This window comes from Kosakonia quasisacchari, assembly GCF_004331415.1.
In the GTDB taxonomy this organism is placed as follows: Bacteria; Pseudomonadota; Gammaproteobacteria; order Enterobacterales; family Enterobacteriaceae; genus Kosakonia; species Kosakonia quasisacchari.
Genome location: NZ_SJOP01000007.1, coordinates 122,528 through 138,764, shown reverse-complemented (window position 1 = coordinate 138,764; position 16,237 = coordinate 122,528). Strand labels below are relative to the sequence as shown.

Annotated in this window: 15 protein-coding genes; 11 read left to right on the top strand and 4 right to left on the bottom strand. The window is 54.2% G+C overall.

From position 1 onward, the window contains the following. Positions 1–61 precede the first annotated feature (61 nt). The 4 genes from E0L21_RS09615 to E0L21_RS09600 all read left to right on the top strand — a co-directional run bounded on the left by E0L21_RS09615 (position 62) and on the right by E0L21_RS09600 (position 6,794). The gene (locus tag E0L21_RS09615) at positions 62–1,432 is read left to right on the top strand and encodes a sucrose-specific PTS transporter subunit IIBC (protein WP_131408877.1); all 1,371 of its coding nucleotides are present in this window, start codon (positions 62–64) and stop codon (positions 1,430–1,432) included. Next, the gene (locus E0L21_RS09610; RefSeq protein ID WP_131408875.1) at positions 1,432–2,841 is read left to right on the top strand and encodes a sucrose-6-phosphate hydrolase; all 1,410 of its coding nucleotides are present in this window, start codon (positions 1,432–1,434) and stop codon (positions 2,839–2,841) included. Before E0L21_RS09615 ends, E0L21_RS09610 begins: the two co-directional genes overlap by 1 nt. Positions 2,842–2,870: 29 nt before the next feature. Continuing rightward, complete coding sequence (locus tag E0L21_RS09605) at positions 2,871–3,884, top strand: substrate-binding domain-containing protein (protein ID WP_131408873.1); 1,014 nt, start codon at positions 2,871–2,873, stop codon at positions 3,882–3,884. Between the two features lie 87 nt (positions 3,885–3,971). After that, positions 3,972–6,794 (top strand): RHS repeat protein, encoded by a 2,823-nt coding sequence (locus tag E0L21_RS09600; protein WP_235855217.1) that lies wholly within the window; start codon positions 3,972–3,974, stop codon positions 6,792–6,794. Between the two features lie 170 nt (positions 6,795–6,964). On the opposite strand, the gene E0L21_RS09595 is transcribed toward E0L21_RS09600, so the two are convergent. Continuing rightward, positions 6,965–8,287: a lipase family protein gene (locus E0L21_RS09595; RefSeq protein ID WP_235855216.1), complete on the bottom strand. Its 1,323-nt coding sequence runs from the start codon at positions 8,285–8,287 to the stop codon at positions 6,965–6,967. 103 nt (positions 8,288–8,390) lie between these two features. Here E0L21_RS09595 and E0L21_RS09590 point away from each other — a divergent pair, with 103 nt between their 5' ends. The 5 genes from E0L21_RS09590 to tcp all read left to right on the top strand — a co-directional run bounded on the left by E0L21_RS09590 (position 8,391) and on the right by tcp (position 13,148). Next, on the top strand, positions 8,391–8,702 hold the full coding sequence (locus tag E0L21_RS09590) for an ArsR/SmtB family transcription factor (protein WP_131408871.1): 312 nt from the start codon (positions 8,391–8,393) through the stop codon (positions 8,700–8,702). Between the two features lie 2 nt (positions 8,703–8,704). After that, positions 8,705–9,229, top strand: coding sequence for a rhodanese family protein (locus E0L21_RS09585; protein WP_131408869.1), 525 nt, complete (start codon positions 8,705–8,707; stop codon positions 9,227–9,229). 82 nt (positions 9,230–9,311) lie between these two features. Next, the gene (locus tag E0L21_RS09580; protein ID WP_131408867.1) at positions 9,312–9,854 is read left to right on the top strand and encodes an RNA 2'-phosphotransferase; all 543 of its coding nucleotides are present in this window, start codon (positions 9,312–9,314) and stop codon (positions 9,852–9,854) included. 75 nt (positions 9,855–9,929) lie between these two features. Beyond that, positions 9,930–11,351 (top strand): DNA cytosine methyltransferase, encoded by a 1,422-nt coding sequence (locus tag E0L21_RS09575; protein ID WP_131408865.1) that lies wholly within the window; start codon positions 9,930–9,932, stop codon positions 11,349–11,351. 132 nt (positions 11,352–11,483) lie between these two features. Then, positions 11,484–13,148 (top strand): methyl-accepting chemotaxis citrate transducer, encoded by a 1,665-nt coding sequence (tcp, locus tag E0L21_RS09570; protein WP_131408863.1) that lies wholly within the window; start codon positions 11,484–11,486, stop codon positions 13,146–13,148. 104 nt (positions 13,149–13,252) lie between these two features. Here tcp and E0L21_RS09565 read toward each other — a convergent pair whose 3' ends face one another. Together E0L21_RS09565 and E0L21_RS09560 are read right to left on the bottom strand one after the other, a co-directional pair. Then, the gene (locus E0L21_RS09565) at positions 13,253–14,134 is read right to left on the bottom strand and encodes a hypothetical protein (RefSeq protein ID WP_131408861.1); all 882 of its coding nucleotides are present in this window, start codon (positions 14,132–14,134) and stop codon (positions 13,253–13,255) included. Between the two features lie 150 nt (positions 14,135–14,284). After that, positions 14,285–14,443, bottom strand: coding sequence for a YqaE/Pmp3 family membrane protein (locus E0L21_RS09560; RefSeq protein WP_017459341.1), 159 nt, complete (start codon positions 14,441–14,443; stop codon positions 14,285–14,287). A gap of 181 nt (positions 14,444–14,624) precedes the next feature. On the opposite strand from E0L21_RS09560, the gene E0L21_RS09555 reads away from it, so the two are divergent. Both E0L21_RS09555 and alaE read left to right on the top strand, forming a co-directional pair. After that, positions 14,625–14,804 (top strand): hypothetical protein, encoded by a 180-nt coding sequence (locus E0L21_RS09555; RefSeq protein ID WP_020454900.1) that lies wholly within the window; start codon positions 14,625–14,627, stop codon positions 14,802–14,804. A gap of 449 nt (positions 14,805–15,253) precedes the next feature. Beyond that, a complete protein-coding gene (gene alaE / locus E0L21_RS09550) occupies positions 15,254–15,703 on the top strand; it encodes an L-alanine exporter AlaE (protein ID WP_131408859.1) in 450 nt (149 codons plus the stop codon). Positions 15,704–15,734: 31 nt separating this feature from the next. On the opposite strand, the gene E0L21_RS09545 is transcribed toward alaE, so the two are convergent. Further along, entirely contained in the window at positions 15,735–16,079 is a 345-nt protein-coding gene (locus E0L21_RS09545; protein WP_017459338.1) for a DUF2002 family protein, read from the bottom strand. Positions 16,080–16,237: the final 158 nt, after the last annotated feature.

The window sequence follows — 16,237 nt, the reverse complement described above, 5'->3', positions numbered from 1 at the left end:
GGCTCCTTCGGGAGCCATTTTTGCCGGTTAGTCCCACAAAAACGATAAAACAGAGGTTTTTATGGATTTTGCACAAATTTCCCGGTCGCTACTGCCGCTACTGGGAGGCAAGGACAATATTGCCAGCGCCGCGCACTGCGCGACACGCTTGCGTCTGGTGCTGGTGGAAGATGCCAAAGCGGACACTGCCGCGATTGGCAAAATTGATGGTGTAAAGGGATGCTTTCGTAACGCTGGTCAGTTGCAGATTATCTTCGGCACTGGCGTCGTGAATAAAGTTTACGCCGCGTTTATCGCCGAAGCCGGGATCAGCGAAACCAGCAAATCAGAAGCGGCAGATATTGCCGCGCGCAAGCTTAACCCGTTCCAGCGTATCGCCCGTTTGCTCTCCAACATTTTTGTGCCGATTATTCCGGCGATTGTCGCCTCCGGCCTGCTGATGGGCCTGCTGGGGATGGTGAAAACCTACGGCTGGGTCAGCGCCGACAACGCGCTTTATATCATGCTCGACATGTTCAGCTCGGCGGCGTTTATCATTCTGCCGATCCTGATTGGTTTTACTGCCGCACGCGAGTTTGGCGGTAACCCGTACCTTGGCGCTACGCTTGGCGGTATTCTGACCCACCCGGCGCTGACCAACGCCTGGGGCGTGGCTGCAGGCTTCCACACCATGAATTTCTTCGGCATCGAAGTGGCGATGATCGGCTACCAGGGCACGGTGTTCCCGGTGCTGCTGGCGGTGTGGTTTATGAGCCTGCTGGAAAAACAGCTGCGCCGGGTGATCCCGGATGCGCTGGATCTGATCCTCACGCCATTCCTGACGGTGATTATCTCCGGCTTTGTGGCGATGTTGATTATCGGCCCGGCGGGTCGCGCACTCGGCGACGGCATCTCCTTTGTGCTCAGTACGCTTATCACCCATGCCGGATGGCTGGCCGGTTTGCTGTTCGGCGGCTTGTATTCAGTGATTGTGATTACCGGTGTGCACCACAGCTTCCATGCTATTGAAGCCGGGCTTTTAGGTAACCCATCGATTGGCGTTAACTTCCTGCTGCCAATCTGGGCGATGGCAAACGTGGCGCAGGGCGGCGCGTGCCTGGCGGTATGGTTTAAAACCAAAGACGCGAAGATTAAGGCAATTACCCTGCCTTCGGCGTTCTCCGCCCTGCTCGGCATTACCGAGGCGGCAATTTTCGGTATCAACCTGCGCTTTATGAAACCGTTTATCGCCGCGCTTATCGGCGGCGCGGTTGGCGGCGCGTGGGTGGTGTCGGTGCATGTCTATATGACGGCGGTTGGCCTGACTGGCCTACCAGGGATGGCGATTGTGCAAGCCAGCTCGCTGCTGAATTATATTATCGGCATGGCTATCGCCTTTAGCGTCGCCTTTGTTATCTCTTACCTGCTGAAATACAAAACGGACTCTGAATAATGGCTTCACAACCGCTGCTGCCCGCCATTTTACAGGCGGTGATGAAAGGTCAACCGAAGGCGCTAAATGACAGCCATTACCCTGGCTGGCACCTGGCACCCACTACCGGGCTGCTCAACGATCCGAACGGGTTTATCCACTTTGCCGGGCGCTACCACCTGTTCTATCAGTGGAATGCGCTGGGTTGCCAGCACCAGCATAAGTGCTGGGCGCACTGGAGTTCAGAGGATTTAGTGCACTGGCAGCATGAACCTATCGCCTTGATGCCTGATGAAGAGTACGACCGCAGCGGTTGTTATTCCGGCAGCGCCGTAGATAACAACGGCGTACTGACGCTTTGTTATACCGGTAATGTCAAATTTGACGATGGCACACGCACCGCATGGCAGTGCCTGGCGGTGCAAAACAGCGCAGGTGGCTTCGACAAGCTCGGCCCGGCGATCCCCCTGCCGCACGGCTACACCGGCCACGTTCGCGACCCGAAGGTGTGGCGCCACGGCGATTATTGGTACATGGTGCTGGGTGCGCAGGACTTGCAATTGCAGGGCAAAGTTTTACTGCTGCGTTCCGAAAACCTGTGGAACTGGCAAAACCTGGGAGAAATCGCCGGTAGCGGGCTGGGCGGCTTGGGTGACGCGGGCTACATGTGGGAGTGCCCGGATATGTTCCCCCTTAACGGCAGTACCTTTCTGATTTGCTGCCCGCAAGGCGTGACGCGCGAAGAGAAGCGCTATCTGAACACCTACCCAAGTGCTTACTTAAGCGGTCAGTTCGACTACGCCAGTGCGAGCTACCAGCACGGCGAATTTCACGAACTGGATGCCGGGTTTGAGTTTTACGCCCCGCAAACCACGCTCAGCGCAGACGGACGCCGCTTGCTGGTGGGCTGGATGGGCGTGCCGGACGGCGAAGAAATGCGCCAGCCGACCGTTGCCTACGGCTGGATCCACCAGATGACCTGCTTGCGTGAACTGACGTCCCGCAACGGAAAGTTGTACCAGCAGCCCGTTAAGGAGTTGCAGGCACTGCGCGGTGAACAGCAGCACTATCACGGCGCGGCGCACAAGATGCCCACGCTAGACGCGCAACGCCTGGAGCTGGTGCTGGAAAGCGCGGGCGACGTGACGCTGAATTTCGCCGATACGCTGATCCTCGAATGGCATCATGACGAGCTGCGCCTTTCGCGCCGTAGCCTGGAGAACGGCGCATGGCTGTACCGTTACTGGAACGGATACGCGCATAAATTGCAGATCCTGTGCGACCACTCCAGCGTCGAGATCTTTATCAACGATGGTGAAGGCGTGATGAGCAGCCGCTACTTCCCGGACCATCCGGCGCAAATAACCCTGACGGGAGACGCAGAAGTGCAGGCCAGTTACTGGTCGTTACGTGCTTGCATGGTAGAATAAGTGCTTGTTTCCTTAACCGATGCACAACCGTGAGAAAAACAAAACGCGTTACCATCAGTGATATCGCCGCGCTGGCGGGTGTGTCGAAAGCCACCGCCAGCCTGGTGCTTAACGGCCGCGGCAAAGAGCTGCGCGTGGCGCAGGAGACGCGCGATCGCGTGCAGGCCATCGCCCAGCAGCATCATTATCAACCCAGCATTCATGCCCGCCTGCTGCGTGAAAACCGCAGCCACACGCTGGGGCTGGTGGTGCCGGAAATTACTAACTACGGTTTCGCCGTTTTTTCTCACGAGCTGGAAAACCTCTGCCGCGAAGCCGGTTTGCAGCTGCTTATCTCCTGTACCGACGAAAACGCCAGCCAGGAAACGGTGGTGGTCAACAACCTGGTCGCACGCCAGGTGGACGGGTTGATTGTTGCCTCCAGCATGCAAAACGACGCCGATTATGTGAAGCTCAGCGAGCAGTTGCCGGTGGTGCTGTTTGACCGCCATATCAATGACACGCAACTGCCTTTGGTGATCACCGATTCGCTGACGCCGACCGCCGATCTGGTCGAAAGGCTGGCGCGCGCCAACCCTGATGAAGTTTACTTTCTTGGCGGGCAACCGCGCCTGTCGCCAACGAAAGACCGCCTTGCCGGGTTTATGCAAGGGCTGGAGCGCGCGGGCGTTACTCCGCGCCCGGAGTGGATCATTCACGGTAATTATCATCCGAGCAGCGGTTACGAGATGTTTGCCGCTCTGTGCGCGAAACTGGGGCGCCCGCCTAAAGCGCTGTTCACCGCCGCTTGCGGCCTGCTGGAAGGGGTTTTGCGTTATATGAGCCAGCACCATTTGCTGGAGAGCGATATTCATATCGCCAGTTTCGACGATCACTATTTATATGATTCGCTGACGCTGCCGATTGATACGGTGGAGCAGAATGTCCCGCGCCTCGCGCAGGACTGCTTTGATATCATCACCCAGATGATAGAGGGCAATGAACCGGCTTCGCCGCAGCGCGTGTTGCCCGCAACCCTGCGCTTTCGCCACCCCGCGTCATAAGAATTATTCCCCCGCCGGCCCTCTCCTGTTTGCTCTATTTTTAATCATGCAGCCTTACTGGCGGCATCACTCAAACAGGAGAAAATAATGAGCACATCACTGTTCAGCAAAACCCCGTCAGTCGCGGTTATGGATAACCGTGGCCTGACAGTGCGTGAAATCGTATATCACCGTCATCCCGATGCGCCGGACACCACTGACGAACGCATTACCCGCCATCGGTTTGATGCACGCGGGTTCCAGGCTCGCAGCGCCGATCCGCGTCTGCACGATACCGGGCTGGCGAACTTTATCTGGCTAACGGATCTGAACGGCGATGTATTGCGTACTCAGAGCGTAGATGCAGGCATCACTATCAGCCTGAACGATGCCTGCGGGCGCCTGTTGACCTCGGCCAGTAATATTCGCACCGCTGACGACGGCGCTGAAGACCGAAGCCAGGTGGTAATCCGTCACTGGCAGTATGAAGACGCCTCAATGCCCGGACGCCCGCTTAGCGTGACTGAGCAGATGGCTGGCGAAGCAGCACGTATTGCGGAGCGCTTTATGTATGCGGGCAACACGGAGGCAGATCAGGCGCTGAATATCGCTGGCGTATGCGTTAGCCATTACGACCCGGCAGGTCTGCTTTCGATGAGCCGTGTTTCCCTGAGCGGCGTACCGCTTTCTGTCACCCGCCAGCTGCTGCCGGACGACGCACTGGCCGACTGGCAGGGCGCGGACGCCTCGGCGTGGAACGACCTGCTGGCGGGTGAAACCTACACCACAACCAGCACGGTAGACGCCGCCGGGAATGTCCTGACCACCACCGACGCGAAAGGCAATATCCAGCGCGTGGCGTTTGATGTGGCGGGTTTGCTGAAGGGCAGCTGGCTGACCATTAAGGGTGAAACAGAACAAGTCATCGTGAAATCCCTGACATACTCTGCTGCCGGACAGAAGCTGCGCGAGGAGCACGGCAACGGCGTGGTGACCACTTACAGCTATGAAGCTGAAACCCAGCGGCTGGTGGGTATTAAAACTGAACGCATTACAGCCGCAAAAGTGCTGCAGGACCTGCGCTACGAGTACGACCCGGTGGGCAACGTGCTGGTGATTACCAGCGATGCCGAGGAGACGCGTTTCTGGCGCAATCAGGAAGTCGTTCCCGAAAACTCCTACGCCTACGACAGCCTCTACCAGCTGGTCAGCGCCACCGGGCGCGAAATGGCCAATGCGGTGCAGCAGGGCAGCAACCGGCCTGATTTCACCTCCTTCGATAACGCCACCTACACGAACTATTCCCGCACTTACACCTACGACAACGCCGGTAATCTGACGAAAATTCAGCACAGCGCCCCGGCCTCCGGCAATAACTACACCACCAGCATCACCGTCTCCGACCGCAGCAACCGGGCGGTAATCAGCACACTCACAGAAAAACCGGCCGATGTGGAGGCGCTGTTCACCGCCGGTGGTCAGCAGAAATTGCTTTTACCGGGGCAGAACCTGCTGTGGACAGCGCGACAGGAACTGCAGAAAGTCACGCCCGTCACCCGCGACGGCGCAGCGGACGACAATGAAAGTTACCGTTACGACGCCAGCAGCCAGCGCATCGTGAAAGTGACTTCGCAACTGACCGGCAACAGCACACAGACGAAAAAGGTGATTTACCTGCCGGGGCTGGAACTGCGCAGCAGCAGCGCGGAAACCCTTCAGGTGATAACCGTCGGCGTAGCCGGACGCGCGCAGGTGCGGATACTGCACTGGGAAAGCGGTCAGCCTGCCGGAATTGCTAATGACCCGATTCGTTACAGCTACGACAATCTTACCGGCAGCAGCGCGCTGGAAGTGGACGGCAGCGGCGAACTTATCAGCCAGGAGGAGTATTACCCGTACGGCGGCACAGCGCTGTTTGCGGCCCGCAGCCAGCTGGAGGCGGATTACAAAATCCTCCGTTATTCCGGCAAAGAGCAGGACGCCACGGGGCTCTATTACTACGGTTACCGCTATTACCAGCCGTGGGCGGGGCGGTGGCTAAGCGCTGATCCGGCGGGTACAGTGGACGGGCTGAATCTGTTCAGGATGGTGCAAAATAATCCCGTGACGCTGGAGGACAACGATGGGTTGGCCCCCGGAAGGCGATTTATTTATTTTCCTTTTTTGGATGAAGCAAGGATTTTACGTTTGATGATGGAGAATAATGCGAGATGGGAGAGTTATAAGGCGGATTTAATCACTGTTCTCAAACCTGAGGACAGAGGAACATTTAGCGATATTGTAGAAACGTTCTTTGCACGCATACCCAATTACAACCAAGAACTTAAAGAGAGTATGTTGACTAATATCGCCCACAACCTTCAGGAGATGGAAGAAAATGACCATTTAATTATTAATTCTCATGGTTCCCCCACCACCGCATTTTTTTATGGCGAATCATCGGCAGGCTCGCTTCCACAAGCTTCTGCCGATCAGGTGGCACAAACGCTAATAAACGATTTCGGTCTGCCAGAAACGGCAAAAATAAAAGTTAGTGCTTGTTACAGCGCACAAGGAAAAGGCGACCAAATTGTCGTTGATCCTTTAATAACAAAAAGCAGAAAGGTTTATAAATTCATTGTAGAAAATAAAGGTCCATTTTCTTTATCCTTAGCTGGAAAGCTGGAAGAAAGACTAATTGAATTACAACTAAAAAGAGAGAAAGGAAATGTTTACGGCTATTTAGGAGAAACAATCACCTTCTCTAAACCCCATAAAAACATGATAATTTCAGAAAATGGAAAGTTGGTCAAAAAGAACACCAAAGGAAAACTTTCTGAATTTAAGAAAGATATTCCGATGCCAAATGAAGGTGAAAAAATTAAAAATATAAAAATAAAAAGAAGTCTAACGCGAACGAATGCGTTTGGAACGAATTCTGGGCAGCATTGATCGTTACGTTAATTAAAAAGAATGTATTATCGGCGCTCTGTCACTGGCCTCATAAAGCCGCTTTCGAAGGAGAAGCCTGCACAAGGCTTCTCTTTTTTACTGTTACACCTTTTTCTCATTCATAAGCATAACAACGGGCAAATGCGCTTTTCCCAATGACAAAATTAAGGCTACTTATTAAACGCCACGCCTCTGGCGGGTTGCTGCAATTTCCCCGGCGCCTGTAACGAACCACAGCTATTGGGCTGCGGGGCGTTTTCCATCACGCCGCGCACAAACTTCAGTTCATCATCGAAAGCGACGTTAACGACCCCGTTATGCGTGATGCCAGGGTAGGTCTTCCACTCCACTGCATTACCACCCGCGCAGAGCGCGGCGATGGCGGCGTACTGGTGATGTGGCGACAACGTGTGATCGGCAAGCCCGGTTGCGGTAAACAGCGGTGCGGGAAAAGTTTTCACCGGCATATCCGTTACCGCCAGCAATTTTGACTCCACCTGCTTTGTGCCGCCCACAAATACCGTGCCACCAGTGAGCTTTTCCCGTCGTTCGTAACGCCCCAGTTCCGGCATACAGGCCGTTCTGGCGAGCGCCAGCATCTTCGTGCCTTTATCCGTCACCCATTTTTCAGCAGCCGGTGCGCCGTCCGGCAACGAACCGCCAATGATGCGCAGAAGCGTAAAACGGGCGGGATCGCGCTGCCCTGGCCGCGCAGGCCCCGGTTTGATCGGACCGTCCGGAAAAGTGGCAACCACACCGGTGGCTATTGTCGCGCGCAGCTTGAGTTCCGGCGCGTAATCCGGCGCGAGCAGACTGGCACCGAGCGATGCACCGGAGCCTTGCGACTGGCCGCTAATCACCAGATTATTTGCTACCTGCGGCGAGCTGTTGAGCACAGCGCGCACGCTATCGAGCACCGAACGCCCTTCGGCTTCCCAGTTCATATACGGATGCGGGCCAGGCCCGCCTAGCCCCTGGTAATCGGTCCCGACAACGGCAAAACCCTGCTTTAGCCACTGGTTAATATAGTGCGCATCACGCGGAGTCGGGTTGGTCCAGGAAGGCGCGCAGCTATCGGCAACGCCCAGTGTTCCGTGCGCCCAGGCAACAAGTGGCCAGCCGCCTTTTGGCGCTTGCCCTTTTGGTAGCCACAGCGTACCGCTGACCGGCACGATGCCAGCATTCCAGCGTTTATCCTGCGAGGTGTAAAGAATGCGCGCGATCTGGCTGGCATCGGTAATGTCAGGCTGACCAGGAATCGGCTCTTCACGCAGCATCACGCCGGGTTTATCGGGTAACGCGCCATCCCAGATGTAAAACGGCGAAAGCGTTTGATCGCCGACCGCTGGCCCAACGGGCAACGCATTACTCCACGCATTTGCGCCGTTGACCCACATAGTAAGGGCGCAGATCGCATAGCTGAGATTGCGGCTAACTTTCACGATTTTCTCCATGGATAGCGGGACGTTAGCCGCCAGTAAACGGAGTTGCATGCAAGAATTCAAACACGAAAGTGTGAGTAATTTATTCATACATGTTGCCTTTTCCTCTGCTTTTGATTTAGATTTGTCTAAATTTAGAAAAAGCTAAAATACAATGACAAACCCGGATATCACCTTACTGCAAGCGCAGGCAGAAAAAGCCTCTGCCCTGCTTAAAGCGATGAGCAACCCGCATCGTTTACTGATCCTCTGCATGTTGTGCGACGCGCCCGGTACGTCCGCCGGGGAATTAAGCGCGATCACTGGTCTGAGCCCGTCAGCCACTTCGCAGCATCTGGCGCGGATGAAAGAGGAAGGTTTGATCGAAAGCCAGCGCCAGGCGCAGCGGGTGAACTACTTCATTAAAGCGCCAGCGATCCGAACGCTGGTCCATACACTGAAAACAATTTATTGCCCGGAGGCATAGCCATGCAATACACCCCTGTCAGCCCCAAAGAAGCCAGAGCACAACAGCAAAATGGCGCGCTGATTGTTGATATTCGCCAGGTGGATGAATTTCGTCGTGAACATTTGCCCGACGCGCTTTCCCTGCCGCTGGATGAGCTGCTGGCCGGGAAAAACGTGGCACACGTTTCGCCGGGACAAACGGTTATTTTCCATTGCCAGTCCGGCATGCGTACGCAGCAAAATGCCGAAGCGCTGGCGCGCGCAATGGCACCAGCAACTGTCATGATCCTCGAAGGCGGAATGAATAACTGGAAGCGCGAAAAGCTGTCGACCGTGCAGGATAAACGTCAGCCGCGCCCGCTGATGCAGCAGGTGCAGATTGTCGCAGGCAGCTTGATCCTGCTCGGTGTGGTGCTTGGTTTTGCGATTCACCCCAATTTCTTCCTGCTATCGGGTTTTGTCGGCGCAGGGCTGTTGTTTGCAGGATTAAGCGGCTGGTGCGGCATGGCGCTGCTGCTGGCGAAAATGCCGTGGAACCGCAGTTAGACAGGTTTGCGCCGCCAAAAGTGGGTAATTGCCCACACAGAAAGGTCCCTAGATAATAGCGCTTTCAAACGGAGAGTCATTGATGGACAAAAAACAGAATGAGATGAGCAAGTTTTTAAGCTACGTCTTACGCCATGAACCACAAGCAATTGGGTTGACGCTGGATGCGGAAGGCTGGGCGAATATCGACTCGCTGATTGCGGGCGCAGCGCTACAAGGTTATGCGTTTACCCACGAAATAATCCGCCAGATTGTCGACACCAGCGATAAAAAGCGCTTCACCTTATCTGCCGATGGTGCATCAATCCGCGCCGCGCAGGGACATTCCACCGCGCAGGTCAACATTTCCTATCAACCCAAAGCACCGCCAGAAACGCTTTATCACGGCACGGCAACCCGTTTCCTTGATGACATTCTGGCGCAGGGGCTCGAAGCAAAATCGCGCCAGTATGTGCACTTATCTGCGGATGAAGTCACAGCAACGGCAGTTGGGCAGCGCCATGGGAAACAGGTGGTATTGCGAATTAACGCAGGCGAGATGCAGACGCAGGGCTTTATTTTCTATCAAGCTGATAACGGCGTGTGGCTTACCGAATCTGTACCGCCGTTATTTATTGCGCAGTAAAAATCTCAACACCTGCCAATTATCCTCTGGGTCAAATGAGTGATATATTTCAGAGCCTAACCCCAAGGAGACGTCATGGCGGAATTTGATTCACTTGCGCAGGATCTGCTGGCGCAGGCAGATACTGACCAGCAGCGACAGCAAGAACGGGACCGGGTACTACTGGATCAGGTGCTGGAAATCTACGGTCAGAAATACGTGGCAGAGCAGTTAAAAAAAGCGGGTAAAACCGAGTGGAGCCGCGAATCGCTCAACCGCTGGGTCAACGGCAAAGGCAATCCGAGAACGTTCACCGCCGCTGAAGAAGCGCTGCTGCGCAGCTTGCTGCCCTCCCCACCCGCGCATCACCCGAACTATCGCTTTCGCTTTATCGATCTCTTCGCCGGTATCGGCGGTATTCGCAGCGGGTTTGAAGCCATTGGCGGGCAGTGCGTGTTTACCAGTGAATGGAATAAAAATGCGGTGCGCACCTATAAAGCCAACTGGTACAACGACCATGCCACGCACACCTTCAACCAGGATATTCGCGAAGTCACGCTGAGCGGCAACCCGAACGTTTCCGAAGCCGACGCCTATGCACACATCGCCGCGACTATTCCCGAGCATGATGTTCTGCTCGCGGGTTTCCCCTGCCAGCCCTTTAGCCTCGCGGGCGTCAGTAAAAAGAACGCCATGGGCCGCGCGCACGGGTTTGAGTGCGAAGCGCAAGGCACGCTGTTTTTCGATGTGGCACGCATTATCAAAGCCCGTCGCCCGGCCATCTTTGTGCTGGAAAATGTTAAAAATTTAAAGAGCCACGACAAAGGCAAAACCTTCAGCGTGATCATGAATACGCTGGATGAACTGGGCTACGACGTAGCTGACGCCGCGCTAAATGGCAAAGATGACCCGAAAATCATCGACGGCAAACACTTCTTACCCCAGCACCGCGAGCGCATTGTGCTGGTGGGTTTTCGCCGCGATTTAGACCTCGCCGACGGTTTTACCCTGCGCGATATCGACCGTTTTTATCCTACAAAACGGCCCGCATTCGGTGATCTGCTGGATCCCACCGTCGACAGCAAATATGTGCTGTCACATAAGTTGTGGGATTACCTCTATCGCTACGCGAAAAAACACGCGGCGAAAGGCAATGGTTTTGGCTTCGGGCTGGTTGATCCAACCCGTGCCGATAGCGTGGCGCGCACCCTTTCGGCGCGTTATCACAAAGATGGATCAGAAATCCTTATCGATCGCGGCTGGGATAAAGCGCTCGGCGAGGCCGATTTTGCCAATGCGGAAAATCAGGCACGTCGCCCGCGACGGCTGACACCACATGAATGCGCGCGCTTGATGGGGTTTGAAAAAGTGGGCGAAAAACCATTTCGTATTCCGGTTTCCGATACGCAAGCCTATCGCCAGTTTGGTAACTCGGTTGTCGTTCCCGTCTTTGCCGCCGTGGCCAAATTGCTGGAACCCCATATTGTTCTCGCCGTAAAACGGCGCAAAAAAATCTAAAACACTTTCCCGGCGCGCAAGGCGCCGGCACTTATTTAAGTCTTATTTAAGTGTTTAAAAAGTGATCATAAAGTTAATGCTGGCCAGGTCGATATTAGTGGTGCAATCCCGACTCTCTCACGGACTATGGCCATGCTAAAAAATATACGGGTTATTACAGGCATCATTATTGCTCTTTCAGTATTTTGTCTTCTTCAACTGGTTACTGGGGGTCTTTTCTACTCTGCGGTCAATAACGACAGGGTCAACTTTCAGAACACTGGCGTTTTGAACGCGCAGCAAGAAAATCTTGGCGACAGCGTGAACACGCTTATCAAAACGCGCGTTACCGTTACCCGCGTGGCGATCCGCTTTTTGAAAAACCAGCGCGATCCGGCGTCGCTGGTCAGCATTGAGAAGCTGCTCACTACGGCGGCAGATTCTCTGGGTAAGTCCGAAGGGTATTTCAACAACTACAAAAGCACACCGCGCGTTGCCGGGCAGGACGGCGCGTTAGCTGACGAAGTGGCGCAGAACGTTACCAAAATGCACGATGTGTTGCAGCAGTCGATTGCCTTCCTGCGCGCCAATAACTATGAAGCTTACGGCAACCTCGACGCGCAGCAAGCGCAGGATGATATGGATGCCAGCTACGCCAAATGGCGGGCGGAAAACAACACCTTCCTGCAAGCCGCCGCACAGCAAAACCAGAGCAGTTTTACCAGCATGCAGTGGACGCTGGGTGTGATTTTGTTGGTGGTGATTGCGGTGATGACCGTTATCTGGCTGGGTTTACAGCATTTGCTTCTGCGCCCGCTGCACAGCGTGATGGGGCATATTCGCGCCATCGCCGGTGGTGATTTAACGATGAGTATCTCGGCCGAAGGGCGTAACGAAATGAGCCAGCTCGCCGCTGGTTTACATGAAATGCAATCTTCGCTGGTGAAAACCGTTAGCGCAGTGCGTAACAGTTCCGATTCGATTTACACCGGGGCGAGCGAAATCTCCACCGGTAACAACGATCTCTCGTCGCGTACCGAGCAACAAGCCGCCTCGCTGGAAGAAACTGCTGCCAGCATGGAACAGTTAACCGCGACGGTGAAACAGAACACCGACAACGCCCGTCAGGCATCGCATCTGGCGAAAAACGCCTCCGATACCGCCGCGCGCGGTGGCGAAGTGGTGAACAATGTGGTGCGCACGATGAGCGAAATCTCTGATAGCTCGCAGCAAATCGCCCATATCACCAGCGTGATTGACGGTATCGCTTTCCAGACCAATATTCTCGCGCTCAACGCGGCAGTAGAAGCCGCTCGCGCTGGTGAACAAGGTCGTGGTTTTGCGGTGGTGGCCGGCGAAGTCCGTACCCTGGCAAGCCGCAGTGCGCAGGCGGCTAAAGAGATCAAAACCCTGATTGATAACTCAGTGAACCGGGTGAACTCAGGTACCACGCAGGTTGCAGAAGCGGGCGATACAATGAAAGAGATCGTCAATGCGGTTACGCGCGTGACGGATATTATGGGTGAAATCGCCTCCGCATCGGAAGAACAGAGCAAAGGGATCGAGCAGGTGAGCCTCGCGGTTTCGCAAATGGACAGCGTGACGCAGCAGAACGCCTCGCTGGTACAAGAATCCGCCGCCGCCTCCGCGGCACTGGAAGAGCAAGCCGAGCAGTTGCGTCAGGCGGTTGCCGTGTTCCGTGTTAACGGGCACAGCGCGCTGCAGAATGCTAAACCAGGCAAACCGCAAGCCACGCCGCTGCGCCCGTCTACTACGGCGACACATTCAAGCAGTGATAACAACTGGGAAACGTTCTAACACCCGCCAAAAGCCAGCGCGATATCCCTGTCGCGCTGGCTTTTCTTCATTTCACGATTGCGTTTTTAAGCCGGATAACACCACAACGCTGTGGCGGTGATTGTCTACAGCTTGACACTCTCCTGGGCTGCCTCGCTCTGTTTTGCCGTCTGCAAAAAGACCGTAAATTGCTGCCATTGCTGCTGGAGTGCGCTGATGTGGTTTTTCTCGATATCACGAATAAACGGCAGCGTTCCGCTACTGTCCACCGACTGGTTGAACTGCGTGAACCAGCTATCGCTGTCGCTGTTACTGGCGGTAATACTCAGCATGTGGTTGCGTACCGTCTGCGAATCATGCGTGCCCGCGCTCAGCTGCTCAATCGCTTGCTGGTGATAACTGGCTTGTGCTGTATCGCCCAGGCTTTGCGCCAGCGTCGACGCTTGCGCCAGCACCACGCGGTTCATCTGATCGGCCTGGTCGGCTTTTTCGGCAATAAAACCGGCGACAAACTCGCTGGCCGGCTGCTGATAATCAGCTGAGATGTACTTTGACACCACCTCATTCAGCTTCGCCTGAGTCATCGACAGATCCATCGCGCTGGTGGTGTAATCACCGCTCGCTTGCGGCGAAATGAGCGCCTGATGCAGCGCGGCAGCCATATCATCGGCGTTAACGGAAGAGTGCTGGAAAAAATCAATAAACTTCACCGCGTCACCCGCGCTTTGCGGATCGGCATAGAACTCGCTGGCGAGGCTTGGCCCACGGGAATACGTGGCCATGTTAGCATTGCGGACCGTCGCCATTGCCTGGGCCGTTTTTTCGCCCTCTTCTTTAGTCGGCGCAGTGTGCCCTTCCATGCCCTTCGCCAGCGCTTCTGCTGAAATGTTGACGGAAATGGAGCTTTCCGTGACGATCTCTTTTCCGGCAAAGATGATAGTTTTCGACTGACGTACCTCGGGCAACGTCTGCAACGCGGCAGCCGAACCGACATCCTGAATGCTCATATCTTCTCCATAAAATTGACGTTAATTAGTCGGTTATCGTCTGCAGAGCAGGAGGCTTTACTTTTTTGCGCAAAATTCACGCAAAACCACCATAAATTGGGGTGTAATCAGGTGAGTTTTAATAATGGGCGGAAAACCGCCCGGCAGGGGTTAATTGCGGGTTTGCACCCAAAACGCGTGGATCAGGCCTGGGAAATAACCCAGCAGTGTAAGCAGAATGTTAATGATAAATGCCCAACCAAAGCCTTTGCCAAGCAGTACGCCCAGCGGCGGCAGGATGATGGTAAAGACAACTCGCCAGAAACCCATATTAAGCCTCCTATGCAACGCAACGTCATTCCAGCTGATTGAAAAAACAATCCCTTAAAGATTAGCCACTTTGTCTGCACCTGCCACTTTCATTGGTTATGTTTACCCTCTTTTACGCTGTACCCTGGCGGGCGTTCAGGCTATGTTTATCTTCACAAACTCATTACAAAAGGAGCAAAACATGTTTTCTGTCGGCGATATTGTGCAGCCACGCATTGGCGGGCCAAAATTGAAAGTACTGGAAGTGCATCAGGATCAGATTGTCGCGGTTCCGGCCCACGACGAGCAGGCCGCAAAAATCACGCTGAAAGCGGAAGATGTCTCGCTGTATAAAGAAGACGGAGATTTTGGCGTCTGCTGATCGGCGGCGGTGGGCGTTCTCCCACCGCTTTAAACTTCATTTCCATTCAAAAAAACCGCATAAACAAGCAACTCAATTTTCAGCACTAAACACTGCCATTCACGCTTAACTAGCATAAAAAATGCTGCCCACTGTTTTATTTCCCCCCCGGAAGCATAGCGCGCTGAAACGTGGCTATTTGATACGTGCCAGTCAGCGCGCCACATCACATAGAAAATATAACTAATTGATAGTTAATACATTTAATAGCCAACCCAACAAAAATAATGAAATGCGTAAAATTCACGCAAACGCAGAGCACTTTATCCAACAAAGAAAAGAAAATAAAAATTTATCGCTAGTTGTTAGTTTCAATGCAGATAGATACTCTATCCACATCAAGCCAGCCGTTTAAAAACGCTAACACGACCGTTCATCAGCCTGTTTATTGATTATCAAGGAGCACCACCATGTTCTCTTCGCAGTCTCGCCTGCGTCACGCCGCTGCGGACACCTTTGCGATGGTTGTCTACTGTTCGGTAGTGAACATGCTGATTGAAATATTCCTCTCCGGAATGAGCTTTGAACAGTCACTTTCATCACGGCTGGTAGCGATCCCGGTGAACATTATTATTGCCTGGCCTTATGGCATGTACCGCGATGCATTTATGCGTTACGCCCGCCGTATTAGCCCGTCTGGCTGGATGAAAAATCTCGCAGATGTGCTGGCTTATGTGACCTTTCAGTCACCGGTATATGTCGCCATTTTGTGGAGTGTCGGTGCCGACTGGCACCAGATTGTCGCCGCAGTCAGCTCCAATATTGTGCTGTCGATGATGATGGGCGCGGTGTACGGTTACTTCCTCGATTATTGCCGCCGCCTGTTCCGGGTGAGCAACTACCATCAGGCTAAAGCCTGATGGCTGGCGGCAGTCTTTGGTCTGCCGCCTTTTAATGCGCTTCGCCAAATAACCCCGTAATAAACTTTTCCAGCGCCACGCGTGAGCTAAAACCGTGCGGAATGCCGTAATGCTCCTGCGCATCTCCGCCGAAATAGAGCGGGAAATTCTGATAGTGATCGCACAACTTGATGTCCGAGGCGGGCTCCGCAAGCGACGAACTGCGTTCTTTCAACGTGGGGTGAATCACCAGCGCCGTGCGTCCCATACGCGCTTCGCGGTTAACATATACATAATTTTCGCCACGGCGATAACCATAGGTTTTCGGCGTAGCCACATCCATGGTGAATCCCACTTTTTCCAGCACGCGCGCCACTTCATCGGGTCTTAAATACATAGATTTTCCTCGTCATCTTTCCAAAGCCTCGCCACCTTACATGACTGAGCATGGACCGTGACTCAGAAAATTCCACAAACGAACCTGAAAGGCGTGATTGCCGTCTGGCCTTGAAAATTATGGTCTAAACTAAAATTCACATCGAAAACGAGGGAGGA